21 protein-coding genes are annotated in these 19,469 nt (G+C 35.6%); all 21 read left to right on the top strand.

Annotation, left to right across the window (positions count from 1 at the left end; translation table 11 throughout):
• The first annotated feature begins 275 nt into the window (after positions 1-275).
• Complete coding sequence (locus RTL21_RS08720) at positions 276-1,757, top strand: UDP-N-acetylmuramoyl-L-alanyl-D-glutamate--2,6-diaminopimelate ligase (protein ID WP_312095329.1); 1,482 nt, start codon at positions 276-278, stop codon at positions 1,755-1,757.
• Complete coding sequence (locus RTL21_RS08715; protein ID WP_312095327.1) at positions 1,741-2,181, top strand: hypothetical protein; 441 nt, start codon at positions 1,741-1,743, stop codon at positions 2,179-2,181. Before RTL21_RS08720 ends, RTL21_RS08715 begins: the two co-directional genes overlap by 17 nt.
• A 1-nt stretch (position 2,182) precedes the next feature.
• Positions 2,183-3,157 carry a phospho-N-acetylmuramoyl-pentapeptide-transferase gene (gene mraY, locus RTL21_RS08710; protein ID WP_312095325.1) on the top strand — a complete coding sequence of 325 codons (975 nt, stop codon included), beginning with the start codon at positions 2,183-2,185 and terminating at the stop codon, positions 3,155-3,157.
• Positions 3,157-4,509, top strand: coding sequence for a UDP-N-acetylmuramoyl-L-alanine--D-glutamate ligase (murD, locus tag RTL21_RS08705; protein ID WP_312095323.1), 1,353 nt, complete (start codon positions 3,157-3,159; stop codon positions 4,507-4,509). Before mraY ends, murD begins: the two co-directional genes overlap by 1 nt.
• A 308-nt stretch (positions 4,510-4,817) precedes the next feature.
• Positions 4,818-5,918 (top strand): stage V sporulation protein E, encoded by a 1,101-nt coding sequence (gene spoVE, locus RTL21_RS08700; protein WP_312095321.1) that lies wholly within the window; start codon positions 4,818-4,820, stop codon positions 5,916-5,918.
• Positions 5,919-6,384: 466 nt separating this feature from the next.
• Positions 6,385-7,488 (top strand): undecaprenyldiphospho-muramoylpentapeptide beta-N-acetylglucosaminyltransferase, encoded by a 1,104-nt coding sequence (gene murG / locus RTL21_RS08695; RefSeq protein WP_312095319.1) that lies wholly within the window; start codon positions 6,385-6,387, stop codon positions 7,486-7,488.
• A gap of 119 nt (positions 7,489-7,607) precedes the next feature.
• Positions 7,608-8,387, top strand: coding sequence for a cell division protein FtsQ/DivIB (locus tag RTL21_RS08690; protein WP_312095317.1), 780 nt, complete (start codon positions 7,608-7,610; stop codon positions 8,385-8,387).
• On the top strand, positions 8,377-9,075 hold the full coding sequence (locus RTL21_RS08685; RefSeq protein ID WP_312095315.1) for a DUF881 domain-containing protein: 699 nt from the start codon (positions 8,377-8,379) through the stop codon (positions 9,073-9,075). The genes RTL21_RS08690 and RTL21_RS08685 overlap by 11 nt, the downstream gene beginning before the upstream one ends.
• A 34-nt stretch (positions 9,076-9,109) precedes the next feature.
• Positions 9,110-9,838 (top strand): DUF881 domain-containing protein, encoded by a 729-nt coding sequence (locus tag RTL21_RS08680; protein WP_396954429.1) that lies wholly within the window; start codon positions 9,110-9,112, stop codon positions 9,836-9,838.
• A complete protein-coding gene (locus RTL21_RS08675; protein ID WP_312095313.1) occupies positions 9,838-10,203 on the top strand; it encodes a small basic family protein in 366 nt (121 codons plus the stop codon). The genes RTL21_RS08680 and RTL21_RS08675 overlap by 1 nt, the downstream gene beginning before the upstream one ends.
• Positions 10,204-10,535: 332 nt before the next feature.
• Positions 10,536-11,822, top strand: a complete 1,287-nt coding sequence (ftsA, locus tag RTL21_RS08670) for a cell division protein FtsA (protein ID WP_312095311.1) — start codon at positions 10,536-10,538, stop codon at positions 11,820-11,822.
• A 173-nt stretch (positions 11,823-11,995) separates the two neighbouring features.
• Entirely contained in the window at positions 11,996-13,165 is a 1,170-nt protein-coding gene (gene ftsZ / locus RTL21_RS08665; protein ID WP_312095309.1) for a cell division protein FtsZ, read from the top strand.
• A 523-nt stretch (positions 13,166-13,688) separates the two neighbouring features.
• Positions 13,689-14,621: a sigma-E processing peptidase SpoIIGA gene (gene spoIIGA / locus RTL21_RS08660; protein WP_312095307.1), complete on the top strand. Its 933-nt coding sequence runs from the start codon at positions 13,689-13,691 to the stop codon at positions 14,619-14,621.
• A 45-nt stretch (positions 14,622-14,666) separates the two neighbouring features.
• Positions 14,667-15,386 carry an RNA polymerase sporulation sigma factor SigE gene (gene sigE, locus RTL21_RS08655; protein WP_312095305.1) on the top strand — a complete coding sequence of 240 codons (720 nt, stop codon included), beginning with the start codon at positions 14,667-14,669 and terminating at the stop codon, positions 15,384-15,386.
• A gap of 150 nt (positions 15,387-15,536) precedes the next feature.
• Complete coding sequence (gene sigG, locus RTL21_RS08650; protein WP_016201020.1) at positions 15,537-16,316, top strand: RNA polymerase sporulation sigma factor SigG; 780 nt, start codon at positions 15,537-15,539, stop codon at positions 16,314-16,316.
• 147 nt (positions 16,317-16,463) lie between these two features.
• Complete coding sequence (locus RTL21_RS08645; protein ID WP_312095302.1) at positions 16,464-16,688, top strand: hypothetical protein; 225 nt, start codon at positions 16,464-16,466, stop codon at positions 16,686-16,688.
• Positions 16,689-16,809: 121 nt separating this feature from the next.
• Complete coding sequence (pgeF, locus tag RTL21_RS08640; protein ID WP_312095300.1) at positions 16,810-17,652, top strand: peptidoglycan editing factor PgeF; 843 nt, start codon at positions 16,810-16,812, stop codon at positions 17,650-17,652.
• Entirely contained in the window at positions 17,636-18,313 is a 678-nt protein-coding gene (locus RTL21_RS08635) for a YggS family pyridoxal phosphate-dependent enzyme (protein WP_312095298.1), read from the top strand. Before pgeF ends, RTL21_RS08635 begins: the two co-directional genes overlap by 17 nt.
• Positions 18,314-18,325: 12 nt before the next feature.
• Entirely contained in the window at positions 18,326-18,802 is a 477-nt protein-coding gene (locus RTL21_RS08630) for a cell division protein SepF (RefSeq protein WP_312095296.1), read from the top strand.
• Between the two features lie 6 nt (positions 18,803-18,808).
• On the top strand, positions 18,809-19,072 hold the full coding sequence (locus RTL21_RS08625; RefSeq protein ID WP_312095295.1) for a YggT family protein: 264 nt from the start codon (positions 18,809-18,811) through the stop codon (positions 19,070-19,072).
• A 57-nt stretch (positions 19,073-19,129) separates the two neighbouring features.
• On the top strand, positions 19,130-19,469 hold a 340-nt coding region (locus RTL21_RS08620), incomplete at its 3' end, for a YlmH/Sll1252 family protein (protein ID WP_312095293.1).

Here is a 19,469-nt window from a genome sequence, read left to right as displayed (position 1 = left end):
TGAAAGGACGAAGAACTCTCCTTAAAATAGCCTTTGAATAAAGGGAAAGGGAGAGAAAAAACAAGTGAAAATTATCCTCCAATTAAAATTATTCTTCTAATATAAATTCTCCAACAATAAGGTACAACATAGATAAATTTTTTTTAATCATGTAAAATAAATTACGCTAAGAAAATTGTATAATCTATATGGTTGATTCATTATTTAGTATATAATTAATATTTATGAGCGATTCACATACATATAGAGCTAGAGAAAAGAGGAATCAAAAAGCGATGCAATTAAAAAAACTTATTGAGAGTTTGCAGCCATATGCTCCTTATGATGGAGAAGATGTGGAAATAAAATCAATAGAGAATGATAATCGCAAAGTAACACAGGGCAGTCTTTTTATTTGTATAAAAGGATATACAGTTGATGGACATGATTTTGCGCAAAATGCATATGAGAATGGCGCAGTCGCAGTCATTGCCGAAAGAAATTTAACCTTGCCTATTCCCGTTATTGTTGTAAAAGATACAAAAAGAGCTAGTAGTTTGCTTGCAGATGCATTTTATCAAAAGCCAACACAGAAGCTTCAGCTTATTGGGATAACAGGAACAAATGGAAAGACGACAACTAGTCATTTAATAGATGCTATTTTAAAAGAAGCACATAAAAAAACAGGAATCATCGGGACGATGTATACGAAAATCGGTGAGGAAATTCAAGAAACAAAAAATACAACTCCAGAAGCTGTGACACTTCAAAAGGTGTTCCATCAAATGGTGGAAGAAAAGGTCGATACAGCTGTTATGGAAGTATCTTCTCATGCCCTTGTAGAAGGAAGAGTATTTGGCTGTGATTATGATATTGCTGTATTTACGAATCTTAGTCAGGATCATTTAGATTTTCATGGCACGATGGAAGAATATAAAAAAGCGAAAGGGCTGTTGTTTACAAGATTAGGAAATGCATTTCAATCAGAAAAGCCGAAGTTTGCGGTTTTAAATAAAGATGATGCAGCAGCTAATGAGTATGAAACTTTTACTGCCGCACATATTCTTACATATGGAATTGATAAAGATGCTGATATTATGGCAAAAAATATCAAGATAACAGCAGCAGGTACGTCGTTTGATTTACATACTCCTCTTGGAACACAATCTGTCCAACTAAAAATGGTTGGGAAATTCAATGTGTATAATACATTAGCGAGCATTGGTGCTGCGATTGCAAGCAATATTCCAATGGAGGTAACGATTCGTGCGCTTGAAAAGGTAGAAGGTGTAGCAGGCAGGTTCGAAACGGTAAATGCAGGCCAAGACTTTTCGGTAATTGTAGATTATTCCCATACACCTGACAGCTTACAAAATGCATTGCAGACGGTGAAAGAATTTGCTGAGAACAATGTGTATGTCATTGTGGGCTGTGGGGGAGACAGAGACAAGACAAAACGTCCTTTGATGGCAAAAATTGCTTGTAAGGAAGCTACATATGCTATCCTTACTTCAGATAATCCAAGAAGTGAAGAGCCGATATCTATCTTAAAAGATATGGAAGCAGGAATTGTGGAAGAACAGAATTATACGATTATCTCTGATCGAAAAGAGGCTATTACTTTTACCGTTAATCGAGCACAACCTGGCGATGTGATATTAATTGCAGGGAAAGGGCATGAAACGTATCAAATAATCGGTTCAAAAGTGTTAGATTTTGATGACCGTTTAGTTGCAAAAGAAGCGATAGAGGAGAGAAAAAATGACACTGTCCTATAATTTAGTCCTACAGGCGATACCGGATGCAAAAGGGTTTGTAAAAGAAGATTTACTTTTTCAAACCGTGTCATTCTTAGCAGATTCTAAGCTGCCGAAAGGACTTTATATTCCATTCTATAAAGAACATTCTGGTGATTTGAGCACGGCTATAGCAAATGGAGCAATTGGAGCGATTTGGGAAGAAGGGATGGAACTTCCGTCTTATACACCTAATCACTTTCCTATTTTTTATACAAAAGATTTAAAGGAAGGCATACTAAAAATGATTGAAATTTACGAAGAGCAGTTACACGCAGAAGAAAGTACAACAAAATTTATTTTTTTGAAAGAAAACAGTCTGAATTCCAATATGGAATCATATGATATAGCGGTAATTAGGGAGCATGTATTAAAAACGAACAGCCAAGCGAAAGGAGGGAACTAAAATGCAGGAGAAAGTAATCTTTTTTACCATTCTTTTAGGATTTTTAATAACCGTATTAATTTCTCCCTTTTTTATTCCCTTCTTACGAAGATTAAAATTCGGACAAAGCATTAGAGAAGAAGGACCGAAATCCCATCAGAAAAAAACGGGAACACCGACAATGGGTGGTTTGATGATCATTTTTTCCATTGTGGTAACGACTTTGGTCATGATTAATAAATTTTCAGAGCCAACGATTAAGACGTACTTATTACTGTTAGTATTAATCGGTTTTGGATTATTAGGTTTTCTAGATGACTTTATTAAAGTAGTAATGAAGCGTAACCTAGGATTAACATCTAGACAAAAGCTTTTAGGACAGATTATTATTTCGCTTATTTTCTACTTTGTTTTACGAGAAAATGAATTTTCAACAGCTATTTCGATTCCTTTTGTGGATAAACCATTAGAATTAGGTTGGTTTTATGCATTGTTTATAATTTTTTGGCTAGTTGGATTTTCGAATGCTGTTAATTTAACTGATGGCTTGGACGGTTTGGTTTCCGGAACATCAGCTGTTGCATTTGGTGCATTTGCTGTGCTTGCATGGAGCCAATCGCAGTTTGAAATTAGTATTTTTTCTGTAGCGATTGTCGGGGCAGTATTAGGATTCTTAGTTTTTAATGCACATCCAGCAAAAGTATTTATGGGAGATACAGGTTCTCTTGCACTAGGTGGCGCGATTGCAGCAATTGCGATTTTAACAAAGCTGGAGATTCTATTGATATTAATTGGTGGAGTATTTGTCATTGAAACACTTTCTGTAATTCTCCAAGTTATTTCTTTTAAATCAACAGGAAGAAGAATTTTCCGTATGAGTCCATTGCACCATCATTATGAATTGGTTGGATGGTCGGAATGGAGAGTAGTTGTTACGTTTTGGACGGTTGGATTATTATTCGCTGCTTTAGGAATTTATATTGAGGTGTGGTTATAATGAAACAGATTAACGATTATCATCATAAAAAAATACTTGTATTAGGTCTTGCCAAAAGTGGAGTAAGCGCAGCTCAATTACTACATAATTTAGGTGCCTTTGTAACGGTCAATGACAGTAAACCATTAGATGAAAATCCGGAAGCGCAAGGATTACTGGAGCAAGGAATAACAGTAATTTGCGGAAGCCATCCGATTGAATTATTAGAGGAAGGATTTCAGCTAATTGTAAAAAATCCAGGGATTCCTTACTTCAATCCAATGATTAAAGGAGCAATGGAACGCGGTATTCCAGTCATTACAGAGGTAGAGCTTGCATATAGAGTTTCTGAAGCACCATTCCTTGCCATTACTGGATCAAATGGGAAAACGACAACAACGACTTTATTGTTTGATATGCTAGAAGTTGATAAGAAAAAACCGCTTATCGCTGGAAATATTGGTACGGTTGCTTCAAATGTGGCTCAAGTTGCAGAGAAAGATAATAAAATAGTAATCGAATTGTCTTCTTTTCAATTAATGGGGATTGAAAAATTCAAGCCGCATATTGCTATTATTACGAATATTTATGAGGCGCATTTAGATTATCATGGAACACGAGATGAATATGCAAAAGCAAAAGGAAATATTACGAAGAATCAGGATGCAGACGACTATTTAATTGTGAACGTCGAGCAAGAAGTAGTAATGAATATCGCGAACAGCAGTAAAGCGACGATTATTCCTTTTTCTGCGAAACGTGAATTAGAGTTTGGTGCCTATGTGAAAGATAGTGTAATCTATTTTAATGATGAAAAAATAATGGAACTAGCAGATATCACATACTTAAGTGCCTTGAACTTAGAGAATATCCTCTCTTCCGTTGCTGCAGCAAAACTATCTGGCGTATCGAATGAGAGTATTGCTGAAGTTTTAGGTTCCTTTAAAGGAGTTAAACACCGTCTGCAATTTATCAAAGAGGTAAACGGACGGAAATTTTATAATGACTCAAAAGCAACCAATATATTAGCAACACAAAATGCCCTTGCAGCATTTAATGAACCAGTGATTTTACTAGCTGGTGGATTAGATCGAGGAAATGAATTTGATGAATTGATTCCATCTCTTAAAAATGTAAAAGCAATGATTACTTTTGGACAAACTGCTGAAAAAGTGGAAAAGGCAGGGGAGCTTGCAGGAATAAAAATTATTAAACGCGTCGATAATGTGGACAAAGCAGTACCTGTTGCCTACGACTTATCAGAAAGTGGAGATGTAATTCTTCTTTCCCCAGCCTGTGCAAGCTGGGATCAATATAAAACTTTTGAAGTCAGAGGAGACATTTTTATCAATGCGGTGCATATGCTTAAATAAGGGCTTGTCTGTAAGTAGGCGTTGAAAGAAATAAACTCTGATCTGTATGAACAAATCATCAAGACCTAACAGGATATAAACGTTCTTACTAGGAAGTAAGCTCTGTAAATGATAACAAGGTTAGTAGAGAAAAGGATAAAAGTTATTTCCATACCAAGTTAGGAACGAAATAACTTTTGAATCTTTTCCTTCTTTTCAACCGTTAATTTACAGAGCTTTCTTTTTTTGAATCGGATTTTCGAGAATGAAAGAAATCTGGATACAACCCGCTTTCAAGCCCTAATCTTGCAGGTTCGAGGTGTTAAATAGTGCCATCAAAAAAAACGACTCCAGATATAATTTTAATGATTCTCACATTTACGTTACTAGCAATAGGGCTAATCATGGTGTATAGTGCTAGCGCGGTAATGGCCGAACGAAATTTAGGGGATTCTTTCTTCTTTGCAAAAAGACAGATGCTTTTTGCAGGCGTCGGAATTGCGGCAATGTTGTTTATCATGAATCTTGATTACTGGATATGGCGTTCTTGGGCTAAACTAATTATAATTGTTTGTTTTGTATTACTCGTAGTCGTTTTAATTCCTGGAGTTGGTTTAGTTCGAAATGGTTCTCAAAGCTGGATTGGAGTAGGGGCGTTTTCCATTCAGCCCTCTGAATTTATGAAAATAGCAATGATTATTTTCTTGGGCAAATTTCTGTCAGAAAATCAGAAGCATATAACCTCATTTAAGAAGGGCTTACTCCCATCTTTAGGACTTGTTTTCCTGGCATTTGGGATGATTATGCTTCAGCCAGATTTAGGTACTGGTACGGTTATGGTTGGTACAAGTATCGTCATGATTTTCATTGCCGGCGCTAGAATTCGTCACTTTGTTATATTAGGGCTTATTGGGGTTGCCGGGTTTGTTGGATTGGTTGCATCAGCTCCTTATCGGATAAAAAGGATTACTTCCTTTCTTGATCCATGGTCTGATCCATTAGGAAGTGGCTTTCAAATCATTCAATCCTTGTATGCAATTGGTCCAGGAGGCTTATTTGGTTTAGGACTTGGGGAAAGCAGGCAAAAGTTCTTTTATCTTCCAGAACCGCAGACAGATTTCATTTTTGCGATTCTTTCAGAAGAATTAGGCTTTATTGGGGGCTCATTGATTTTACTTTTATTCTCTCTTTTACTGTGGAGAGGAATAAGAATCGCTTTAGGGGCCCAAGACTTGTTTGGAAGCTTTGTAGCTGTTGGTATTATTTCTATGGTCGCGATTCAAGTTATGATTAACATTGGCGTTGTAACAGGTCTGATGCCTGTTACAGGGATTACCCTCCCGTTTCTCAGCTACGGAGGATCCTCCCTTACACTCATGTTAATTGCGATTGGAATTCTTTTAAATGTCAGCAGATTTTCGAGGTATTAACAAAATTTAATGAATTTTAAGTTGGAACCTAGTGTAATTTCTTTTCACTAGGTTTTTTTGTAAGTCTAATTATTAAGAGAAGTAAGAAATAGAATATTACTTACTTTCATTTAAATACGTTGTTTAAAAATCATTTAAAAAGAATGCAAAAACAAAATCTAAAATTAAAAAAATTTATTTTTTTCACACATATAATAAACCTTTTTCAATCATGACAAATATACATACTGGAACGGGGAAAGTGTTACATTTCATTATCAATTTCAAGATATTCATAAAGCTTGTTTAAAATATAGTACAATAAGGTATCTATTATTTGGGAGAAGACGGTAGAAGTAAAAAATATCTAAGGAAATAGCAGAAGATTATTTCTGTTTTATGTTAATTGAAGCTATAATATAAAGAGAAGAAAAAACAGCGTTTTTTTTCAGAAAGTAGATAAGAGAAGTATTTTGAGGTGGAAAGAATGAAGATAGTAGTAAGCGGCGGAGGAACAGGGGGACATATATACCCTGCTTTAGCATTAATTCGCGAAATAAAAAAAGAAGTGAAGGATGCTGAATTTCTTTATGTCGGAACAGAGCAAGGGCTAGAAAATAAATTAGTTAGACGGGAAGATATTCCGTTTAAAGCGATACATATCACAGGGTTTAAACGAAAGCTTTCCCCTGAAAATTTGAAAACCGTTTGGAGATTTATTGCTGGTGTACAAAAAAGCAAGGCGATTTTAAAAGAGTTTAAAGCGGACGTCGTAATAGGAACAGGCGGATATGTTTGTGGTCCTGTCGTTTATGCTGCTGCTAAGCTTGGAATATCAACCATCATTCATGAACAAAATAGTGTTCCAGGATTAACAAATAAATTTTTAAGTAAATATGTCGATAAAGTAGCCACTTGCTTTGAAGAAGCGTCTTCTTATTTTCCGGAAGAAAAAGTAGTGATGACGGGGAATCCAAGAGCTTCTGAAGTTTTAAATCAGGATGGCATTAAAGGACGATTATCGGTTGGATTACAATTAAAGACTCCTGCTGTCCTCGTTGTTGGTGGAAGCAGAGGTGCTAGACCGATCAATGACGCTGTTATCGCAGCATTACCGCAATTAGGGAAAAAACCTTATCAAGTTCTTTATGTAACAGGGGAAGTGCACTATGAAGCTGTTAAAAAAGAAGTAGAGCTAGTAGGGAATCCTGAAAATGTAATCATAAAGCCGTTTGTTCATAATATGCCAGAAGTATTAACAAGTATTGATTTGACTGTTGCAAGAGCAGGGGCAACTACACTTAGTGAGCTAACCTCACTCGGCATACCGAGTATACTTGTCCCGAGTCCTTATGTAACGAACAATCATCAAGAGAAAAATGCGCATGCATTAACAAGTAATGGTGCAGCAAAAATGCTTTTAGAAAAAGATATGAACGGGCAAAGATTAGTGGATGAAATGGATGCAATTATGCTAAATCCGAATGTTTTAAATGAAATGAAAGAGGCATCCAAAAAATTAGGTATTCCTGATGCGGCGATGAGGCTGTATAATGTCATGAAGGAAGTTATCGACAACAAGAAAAAATAGGATCTTGAATCGAAAATTTGCTTTATAAAGCGAATTTTCGATTTGTTTGTAAAAAAAGGTGGACAACCTATTGAATTGTTTTGTACGATTTCCTTACTTAATAATATCGGGGTGATTTTTTGGAAAAAGGGAAGGTTGTTTCTTTAGAAGATCGAATTCCAAAATTAAAAGAACAGAGACGAAGAAAGGCAAATCGTCGACTTATTTTCCTTCTCCTACTATTCTTCCTTATCATCGTTTGCGTTATATATTTCCAATCCCCTTTAAGTCATGTGAAAAACATTAAAATTACAGGGAATCATTTATATACTTATAAAGACTTAGAGAAAATGAGTGGAATAAACAGCGAAACAAATATTTGGACAATCAAGAAAGACCAGTTAGCAGCAAAACTGAAAGAATCAGGTGGAATTAAGTCTGCAAAAATTTCTATCTCCTTTCCAAATACAGTTCTAATAGACGTAAAAGAATATAGGAAGATTGCTTACTTTGAAGTGGAGAATGAATTTATTCCGCTTCTTGAAAATGGGGATATGCTGCATGACAGAGCAATGAAGAATAGTCCGTATGATGCCCCTCTTGTGAAAGATATGAAGAGCGAGGATGAGAAAGTAATCACGAAGATAGGGGAAGAATTAAGTGAATTACCAGCAAGTGTGTATAATGCTATTTCGGAAGTGAGATATACGCCTAAGAATACGGATAAATGGCATGTTACCGTTTATATGAATGACGGAAATCAAGTATTGGCTTCATTGTCTTCTTTTTCGGATAAAATGAAGCATTATCCATCCATTATTGCACAGCTAAATACGGACAAAAAGGGAGTAATTGATTTAGAAGTAGGGTCTTATTTCAAAGCTTTCGATTCGGAAGGGGAAAAGAAGAGTGAAGACTAAAAAAAGAAGAAGAAATGTTATCTTCTCCTTGGTTTTTCTAGTACTCGGATTTATGATTTCCTTTTCATACCAAAATACAAAAAAAGACGATGGGCAAGAAATTAGTGAAAGCCAATTTGAAAGAGATTTGGCTTTGCGTAATGAATTAATCGAGCAGGAAGAAAAGAATAACGAGCTTTATAAGGAACTAAAGGAATCCCAAAAGAATCTGGTTCAATTAGAGAAGAATCTTTCAAGTGAAGCGGAAACCTATTATAATCTGGCAGAAGATGCGGAAAAATATCGGATATATTTAGGAAAGGTTGCTGTAAAAGGGGAAGGGATACAAGTTACATTGGAAGATGGAGAGTATAATCCAAATGAAGATAATGTTAATAATTATTTGGTACATGAACATCATGTGTTTAAAGTCATTAATGAGCTTTATGTCTCTGGTGCGCAGGCAATCAGTATCAATGGACAAAGGCTTGCACATAATTCTTATATACTCTGTAATGGACCGGTAATTGAAGTAGATGGTTACCAACACCCAGCACCTTTTGTGATAACAGCAATTGGGGATAGCGATGTACTAGAAGGCGCGGTAAATATTAATGGTGGCGTAAAGGATTTATTGGTAAATGACAATGTCAGATTTACACTTGAGAAAAAAAGAATGATACAAATGGAGCCTTTAAAAGTTAATTAAGGATAAGTATGATGATGAGAAAGTATGATGCGCTTTGAATAAGAAGTTTATAACGATGACTGGAATAACACTTATTGTAGGGTTTATGATTGCCGTGCAATTTCAGACAATAAAAGAACCTGTTGTCCGAGATACAAGAGATACATGGGAATTAAGAGAAGATTTAATTCATGAAAAAGAATTAGAATTACAGCTTATTAATGAAATTCGCTCGATAAACGCAAAGGTGGAAGAGTATGAGAACGAAACCACTCAAAGCAAAGAAGAAGTATTAAAGGAGACTTTGGCAGAATTAAAGCAGGAAGCAGGTTTAACGGAAGTTACCGGAAATGGAATTATCTTGAAAATGGAGCCTGTTAGTACAGAAATTCTGTTGGGGGAAGATCCTGGAGCAGTAACTTCAGAATTACTGCAACGCTTGGTAAATGAATTGAATTTATATGGTGCAGAAGAGATAGCTATTAATAATAATCGCTACATAAATACAACAGTTATTCGTGAAATAAATAATGTGTTAAAAATGGATGGCAATCTTCTTAATCAACTGCCGATTGAAATAAAGGTAATCGCAAAAGATGGGAATACTGCTGAAAAACTGTTTAACTACATGAAGGTTTCTAAATCTGCGGATGAATTTTTCTTATCAAATCTACTGTTAAATGTCGAGCAGCCAAAAGAACCAATTACGATTCCAGCTTATAGTAAAACCATTAACATCCATTATATGGAGCCAGTAAATACAAATGAAGGAGGCGATTCTTAATGTGGCTTCCTATATTTGGGTTGATTGTTGGAATTGTATTTGGATTATTAACCGATATAAAAGTACCAGAAGAATATGCAAACTATTTATCGATTGCAGTTCTTGCGGCATTGGATACCTTATTCGGCGGGATTCGCGCGCATTTGCAAAATATATTTGATGAAAAAGTGTTTGTAACAGGCTTCTTCTTTAATATTGCGCTTGCTGCAAGTTTAGCTTTTCTAGGTGTTCATCTTGGTGTAGACTTATACTTAGCGGCAATTTTTGCATTTGGTGTTAGACTATTTCAAAACATTGCAGTAATAAGAAGTATTATTTTAAAGAAATCAAATAATGCTTCTTCAGAAAAAATTGAAAAAAGTTGACAGAGAAAAAAAGGGAATATATTAGTTTTGGCGAATAAATTAAATATTAATAGAAAACTGGAAGTGAATTACGATATTTCCTTAAAGGGATGAGTAATTAGTCCTATTTGTAGTAAAAAAGACCAAAATTGTATTGACACTTAGCGAAAACTTAGTGAAAATATGGTGTTGCCTGGTATACAATAGAATAGTTGTGAAGATTAGATTATTTTATGTATATCAAAACTATGTAAATAGAAGACGTAACTTCTTTATAAAAAAGTTGAAATTTTTAACTCTATGACATAATTTGTTGTTCACATTATTTAAAATGCAAAAGGAGGTGCCCGAGAATGAACAGCAATGAACTTTATGTAAGTCTAGACATCGGTACATCCAGCATAAAAGTTATCATTGGAGAAATGATTAACGAATCTTTAAATATCATTGGTGTAGGCATCGTCCCATCAGAAGGTTTAAAAAAAGGTTCAATTGTGGATATAGATGAAACCGTTCATTCTATTCGACAGGCAATAGAGCAGGCCGAAAGAATGGTTGGGATGGAAATAAAACAAGTAATTGTTGGCGTTTCGGGAAATCATGTTAATCTGCAAACTTCACGTGGGGTTGTTGCAGTTTCAAGTGAAAATCGCGAAATTACTATTGAAGATGTAATTAGGGTAAAGGATGCTGCACAAGTAGTCTCCATTCCACCTGAAAAAGAAATTATTGATATTATTCCTAAGCAATTTATTGTAGATGGATTAGATGAAATTACGGATCCTCGGGGAATGATAGGTGTACGGCTTGAAATGGAAGGTACCATTATAACTGGAAGTAAAACCATTTTACATAACACCTTAAGATGTGTTGAAAGAGCTGGTTTGGAAATTCAGGATATTTCCTTACAGCCACTTGCTGCAGGCTCCTTCGCACTTTCAAAGGATGAAAAGAACCTAGGGGTTGCATTGATTGATATAGGCGGTGGTTCAACCACTATTGCCGTATTTGAAAATGGTTTCCTTAAAGGAACTAGTGTAATACCTATAGGGGGAGACCATATTACAAAGGATTTATCGATTGGTCTTCGCACTACGACAGAAGATGCAGAAAAAATTAAAATAAAGTATGGTTATGCTTTTTATGATCATGCTTCTGAAGAAGAAGTATTCAGTGTTCCTATTATAGGAAGCGATCAGCATCAACAATTTAATCAATTAGAGATTTCCGATATTATTGAAGCTAGATTAGAAGAAATCTTTGAACTTGTTGGTCAGGAAATAGCTAGACTGGGTGTATACGATCTACCAGGAGGCTTCGTATTAACTGGTGGGGTAGCTAGTACGAAAGGAATTTTAGAATTAGCGCAAGATGTTTTCCAAAGCCGTGTTAGAATTGCTATTCCAGATTATATTGGAGTAAGAGAACCACAATATACAACTGCTGTTGGGTTAATTAAATTCTCCTATAAAAATAGTAAACTTCAAGGTGGAAATATCCATAACCCTGTCACCGTTCCTGCTGAAAATAGGGAAAAAATGCAAAAGTCAGCATCCCAAAAACCAGTATATGAGAAAAAACAAGTGGAAAAAAAGGAACCATCAAAGTTTAAGAAATTTATGGGTTATTTCTTTGATTAATGAAATACTTTAATAAGATGGACATAATTTTGATAAAAAGAACTTCGAGAAGGCTGAGAGTCGTTTAAGGGTCAGTCTAGGTATGTTTAAATGGTATGTTACTCCATATCACCAAGACTTGAGATGCGGACAGTTCGATACTGCTGAATATCGACGAATTAGGAGGATTTGTCATGTTGGAATTTGATACAAATATAGATTCACTAGCTGTAATTAAAGTTATAGGAGTAGGTGGCGGTGGAAATAACGCTGTTAACCGAATGATAGAACATGGTGTTCAAGGGGTAGAATTTATTGCTGTGAATACAGATGCACAAGCATTAAATTTATCGAAAGCTGAAATTAAAATGCAAATAGGCGGCAAGCTTACGAGAGGACTTGGTGCAGGTGCTAATCCTGAAGTAGGAAAGAAGGCTGCTGAGGAAAGTAAAGAACAAATTGAAGAGGCGTTAAAGGGAGCAGATATGGTCTTTGTAACGGCTGGAATGGGTGGCGGAACTGGTACAGGTGCTGCACCAGTTATTGCTCAAATCGCTCACGACTTAGGTGCTTTAACAGTCGGCGTTGTAACAAGACCATTCACTTTTGAAGGAAGAAAAAGATCTACTCATGCTGCCAGTGGTATTACGGCGCTAAAAGATGCAGTAGATACGTTAATCGTGATTCCAAACGACCGCTTACTTGAAATCGTAGATAAATCAACTCCGATGCTTGAAGCGTTTAGAGAAGCAGATAATGTATTACGTCAAGGTGTACAAGGTATCTCTGACCTAATTGCAACACCAGGTCTAATAAACTTAGACTTCGCTGATGTGAAAACCATTATGGTGAACAAAGGTTCAGCACTTATGGGTATAGGGGTTGCTGCTGGAGAAAATCGTGCAGCGGAAGCAGCCAAAAAAGCTATTTCCTCCCCGCTTCTTGAAACTTCTATTGACGGAGCACAAGGGGTACTAATGAATATCACTGGTGGATCGAACTTAAGCTTGTATGAAGTTCAAGAAGCAGCAGACATTGTTGCATCAGCTTCTGATCAAGATGTAAACATGATTTTCGGTTCTGTTATCAATGATAATTTAAAAGATGAAATTATTGTTACTGTTATTGCTACAGGCTTTAACCAAGATTTATCTCAACCACAGCCAGGTAGACCTGGATTTGGAGGATTAAAGCCAAATATTAATAATTCAACAAGCCAAAACAGCAATCCTGTCAATAATAGAGAAGTAAAAAGAGAAGAACAACATGTTCAAAAAGAACAGCCAAGAAGCACAAACGTACAACAAACAGAGGATACTTTAGATATCCCAACCTTCTTAAGAAATAGAAACCGCAGAAGATAATTACTTCTGTAGCAAAAACCTTTCTGTTATTTATACAATAATGGAGAGGTTTTTGATTTTTTTATGTAGTTTTTCATAAAATTTGTTGCTACGGAAATTTTTTAATTAAAACAAACACCATTTAGAAAACCCCTTATTTTGATTTTTTTCTTCTTTCAACCGTTATCAACAATTCCAATTTGAAATTCCTCAGAATTTGTAAAAAAACTGATAATATTTCGCTAGAACTTAAAATTTCTTCACAAGGAGAGATAGTGACAAAAAACGTTAGAAATAGAGAAAATTTCTGATTTTTTGATTACAGAAAGTGACAGAATTTCAAGAACAAGTACGTTATACTTTTTCGTAACAGATTAATAGAGAGAAGATTTACTTCTTTGGGGACTTTGACAAAGTGAAAATTTTTCATTTGCATTAATGGCGGGGACTTATGCTTATGAATCCTTGTCACGCAACTGTAAATGATTATAGAAAAGATCATTCTTTTTCAAAGCTTCGATGAAGGAGAGGAGGAGTTACATGCTTGGCCATTTATTTAGATGTAATATGGCTATTAAATTTTCTGTTTGACAGTTTATTACTATATTTAACTGGTATTCTTTTGAAGAAAAAAATTATTCATTGGAGAATTTTGCTTGGAGGATTTATTGGTTCTTTAATTATACTGTTATCCATTACTTCCTTTAGTCCCTATACTAGTCATCCTGTATCCAAACTCTTATTTTCTATTGTGATGGTAGCAACTGCATTTGGATATAAGCGATTTCGTACCTATTTTCAAGCTTTAATGATTTTTTACTTAGCCACATTTTTAATTGGCGGAACGTTAATAGGTGCTCATTATTTTATACAGTTTGATTTTCAACTTTCTTCTTCCGTCCTGCTTGCCAGTGTGAAAGGATTTGGTGATCCAATTAGTTGGCTGTTTGTCCTGCTAGGATTTCCAATTGCTTGGTACTTTTCGCGCCGAAATGTGGATGGAATAGAAGTAACGAAGATTCAATATGAGCAAATAATCGAGGTCACTTTTCAACTAGGCGGAAAAGAATTTTCGCTCAAAGGATTGGTGGATAGTGGAAATCAAGTATATGATCCCATCTCCCGTCTTCCAGTCATGTTTGTTTCCTTGAAAAATATTGCAAATAATATGCCAGCAGAGTTTATTCGGTTAACGGAGCAGCCAGAAGAGATCATCTATGGAAGTGATCCGATTGCTCCAGAATGGGAAAGCAAAATGCGTATTATTCCATATAAGGTGTTCGGCAAGGATCACCAGTTAATCATTGCCGTGAAACCAGATCTCCTGCTTTTAAAAAAGGACCAGGAAACAATTGCTGTGGAGAAAGGATTAATTTCGTTTACAAACCAAGTTTTATCTGCTGAGGATGCATTTGATTGTATTGTTCACCCGAAAATGCTTCTAGGAAAAAAATCAGTGGAAGAAAAGGTTAGTTAATATACTATACTCATGAAAAACATCGTTTAGAAGGAGGAAATGCACATGAATAAATGGAAGCTTCGCTTATCTTATTATTGGAACAAATTACTGATAAAACTTGGATTGAAAACAGACGAAGTATTTTATATTGGTGGAAGTGAAGCACTGCCTCCTCCGTTAACGAAAGAAGAAGAGGAAATGCTTTTGGAAAAGCTTCCAAAAGGAGATCAAGCAGCTCGCTCGATGCTAATTGAAAGAAATTTGCGCCTTGTTGTTTATATAGCGAGAAAATTTGAAAATACGGGGATTAACATTGAAGATTTAATTAGTATTGGCACGATTGGATTAATTAAGGCGGTAAATACGTTTAATCCAGAGAAAAAGATTAAACTTGCTACCTATGCATCTAGATGTATTGAAAATGAAATATTAATGTATTTGCGAAGAAATAATAAAATTCGCTCAGAAGTTTCTTTTGATGAACCATTGAACATTGATTGGGATGGCAATGAGCTTCTTTTATCAGATGTTATGGGAACAGAAGATGATATTATTACGAAAGATTTAGATGCAAGTGTGGATAAAAAGCTATTGGTGAAAGCATTACATCAGCTTTCCAAAAGGGAAAAACAAATCATGGAATTACGATTTGGCTTAGGTACAGGCGAAGAAAAGACACAAAAAGATGTAGCAGATATGCTTGGCATTTCTCAATCGTATATTTCACGATTAGAGAAAAGAATTATTAAGAGGCTTCAAAAAGAATTTAATAAAATGGTCTAAAAATTTTTCGCATCTAAATCCTTGTCCCATATATATCCACTTGAAATTAGCGTAAATTGGAAATTTAACAAAAATTCTTCTGATGCATATTTTTCCTTCTCGAGGAGATACTGTTTTTTGTACAGCAGCTCCTGTGAGGAGGGAAATAGATTGACTCGAAATAAAGTAGAAATTTGCGGTGTTGATACATCAAAGCTTCCAGTGTTAAAAAACGAAGAAATGAGATTACTCTTCAAGCAAATGCATGAGGGAGATATATCCGCAAGAGAAAGTCTCGTAAATGGAAATCTCCGCCTCGTATTAAGTGTAATTCAACGATTTAATAATCGAGGAGAATTCGTTGATGACTTATTTCAAGTGGGTTGTATTGGTCTAATGAAATCTATCGATAATTTTGATTTAAGTCAAAACGTTAAGTTTTCCACCTATGCTGTCCCGATGATTATTGGGGAAATTCGCCGTTATCTACGCGATAATAATCCAATTAGGGTTTCCAGATCTCTGAGAGACATTGCTTATAAGGCATTACAGGTCAGAGAACGGTTGATGAATAAAACATCAAAAGAACCGACAGCTGAGGAAATTGCCAAAGAGTTAGACATTCCACATGAGGATATCGTTTTTGCATTAGATGCCATTCAAGATCCAGTGTCTCTTTTTGAACCAATATATAATGACGGCGGTGATCCGATTTATGTAATGGACCAATTAAGTGACGAAAAAAATAAGGATATACAGTGGGTTGAAGAATTGGCTTTAAAAGAAGGAATGCGCCGATTAAATGATCGTGAAAAGCTGATTTTACGAAAGCGGTTTTTCCAAGGAAAAACACAAATGGAAGTTGCAGATGAAATCGGCATCTCACAAGCACAAGTCTCAAGATTGGAAAAGGCTGCTATTAAACAAATGAATAAAAACATCCAAAGCTAAAATAGGAATAACGGGTTAGACTTCTTAAAGTAGATGTACTTTAATGATTGTCTAGCCTTTTCTATTGGAATGAAAATAATCTTAATTTTTATCAATATAGCTAAAATAACCGTGGGTATTGTTTTTTAGGAAGTTTGGTGGTCATAAATGACCATATGGCTTTTGGAGTTTGGAAAAGGTAAAGTCAGTGCCCGAAAGTGCATTTCGAATGTAGAAAAGGTAACAGAGAAGCCTCATCAGTGCCCGAAAATGCTTAGTAAATGTAGAAAAGGTAACAGAGAATCCCAAACAGTGCCCGAAAATTGCATTACAAATGCTGAAACGGTAACAGAGGAACAGCGTAAGAGTCCGTTCCGTCGAGCTCTCGAATAAGAATAAAGGAAATTGCACTAATTTTAATAAAAAGGACCCTTATTTCCAAAGAAAATCATGTTTTTCTGTGACCAATTATAGGTCCATATGGTAAACTAAAACAAAAAGATGGGGTTAGATAATGGAACCTTTTACTTTACGAAATAAACAGTTATTCAATCTTGATTTATGGGAGCAGCAGTTTCCGAATTTAATAGCTGGTTTCACGACAAAAAATGGTGGGAATAGTAAAGGCGATTATGCTAGTTTGAATATGGCATTTCATGTGAATGATCAAAAGGAAACGGTAATAGCAAACCGCAAACAGGTAGCGCAAGATTTATCCATTCCTTTGGAACGATGGATTGGTGCAGAGCAAACGCATAAAGTCAATATTGAAGAAGTAACAAATGCTCAAATAGGTATGGGTGCTAAAGATTATGAAAGTGCTTTGAAGGATACAGACGGTTTCTTTACTTTTGAAAAAAATATATTATTAACTCTATGTTTTGCTGATTGTGTTCCGCTATACTTTATTCATCCAGCAACAAAGGCAATTGGGATTGCTCACGCAGGCTGGCAAGGAACGGTAAAAGGCATTGCCAGGGAAATGATGAAAGTATTTGCCTCTCATAATATCCCCGCCGAAGAGATACTTGCTGTTATTGGACCTTCCATTACGGATCGTCATTATATTGTGGATGACCGAGTAATTAACGAAGTGGAGAAGGCGGTGCATCTTAAGCAAAAGCCTTATGCGACTGTTTCTCCAGGTCAATACAGTCTTAATTTACAGGAAATAAATAAGCAGATTTTATTAGAAGCAGGAATGATGGAAAGTAATATCCATCTAACTAATTATTGTACCTATCAAGATGATGCTTATTTTTTCTCCCATAGAAGGGATAAGGGAAAAACGGGAAGAATGATGAGTTATATTGGATGGAGAGAGGAAGAAGGAAACGAAAATGTTAGTGAAAGATAATCTGGAAGTAATAAAGCAAGAAATTGCGAGTGCATGTGAAAAAGTAAATCGGAAGCCAGAAGAGGTAACGGTTATTGCTGTGACAAAGTATGTTACAATAGAGCGAGCACAAGAAGCGTTGGATGCTGGAGTTGTTCATCTAGGTGAAAACCGCGAAGAAGGCTTACTAGCAAAGTATGAGGTGCTTCAAGACAAGCCAGTTTGGCATTTTATTGGATCATTGCAGACAAGAAAAGTAAGAGGTATTATAGATTACGTAGACTATATTCACTCATTGGATCGACTTTCTTTAGCAAAAGAAATACATAAAAGAGCGGATCGAACCATAAAGTGTTTTGTACAGGTTAATGTTTCGAAAGAAGAATCAAAGCATGGTATGGAGCCAGAGGAAGTCGTTAATTTTGTCAAACAGTTATCCGAATATCCAAATGTTCAGGTTGTAGGATTAATGACGATGGCTCCATTTACAGATGATAAAGCATTCCTTCGTCAATGCTTTCAAAAATTAAAAAGCATTCAAGAAGAGGTAAAAGGATTACAATTACCATATGCTCCATGCACAGAGCTTTCTATGGGGATGTCGAATGATTATTCCATTGCGATCGAAGAGGGAGCAACGATGATAAGAATTGGAACTGCTTTAGTAGGAAGCGAGAAATAGGAGGCAAGTGAAATGAGTATAAAATCAAAAATAAAAACTTTCTTTTTTTTAGAAGATGAAGATTACGAAGAAGAGCACCAAGAAAGATATCAAGAAGAGCCAAGCGAGCCTGTTCGAAATTATAAACAACCAGTTCAGCACACACAGCATGTTCAACAGCCTAAAAATACTAATCAAAACGTTGTAAGTCTGCAAAGTATTCAAAAATCATCAAAAGTATTTTTAGTTGAACCACGTGTTTACGCAGAGGCACAGGATATCGCTGATCAGTTGAAAAATCGTCGGGCGGTAGTAGTGAATTTACAGCGCATTGAAAAGGACCAAGGCAAACGCATTGTTGATTTCTTAAGTGGAACGGTATATGCAATTGGTGGAGATATCCAAAAAATTGGCACTGATATATTCCTATGCACACCAGATAATGTGGAAGTTTCAGGAAATATTTCACAAATCCTGCAAGATGCAGAATACGAAAATACGAGGTGGTAACAACGAATGACGTTTATAATTGTAGTGTTAGCTAAATTATTACAGTATTACTCCTATGCATTAATTATTTACATTCTAATGTCTTGGATTCCGAGTGCTCGTGAAACATCTATCGGTGTTTTTCTTGCAAGAGTCTGTGAGCCATATTTAGAAGTATTCAGAAAGTTTATTCCGCCAATTGGTATGCTAGATATTTCACCAATTGTTGCTATCTTTGTATTAAATCTTGCTGGAATGGGAATTCAACAATTAGGAATGTGGTTTATATAAAAAATTTAAGGGGCTATAGCAGCCCTTTTTCTATGCAAAAAAAGGGGAGTAATAACAATGTCAATCTATCAACACTTTCGCCCAGAAGAAAGGGAATTTATCGATCAAGTAGAAAATTGGCGAAGCTATGTCGAAAATACATATGCCCCGAAATTAACCGATTTTTTGGACCCACGGGAACAAAAGGTACTAAGTTTGATTATTGGGGATCATCGTGAGGTGAAATATGCTTTTTTTGGCGGGCATGAACAAACTGAAAGAAAACGAGCTATCCTCTATCCCGATTATTATGACGTTACGAAAGAGGATTTTAATCTTTCCTTGCTAGAGGTGAACTATCCGAAGAAATTTGTCACCATTGAACATCCCCATGTTTTAGGTAGTTTAATGTCACTTG

The sequence above is a fragment of the Niallia sp. genome (assembly GCF_031978665.1).
GTDB lineage: Bacteria > Bacillota > Bacilli > Bacillales > Cytobacillaceae > Niallia.
The sequence above is the reverse complement of the archived record's forward strand: the minus strand, read 5'-3'. Positions and strand labels throughout refer to the sequence as shown.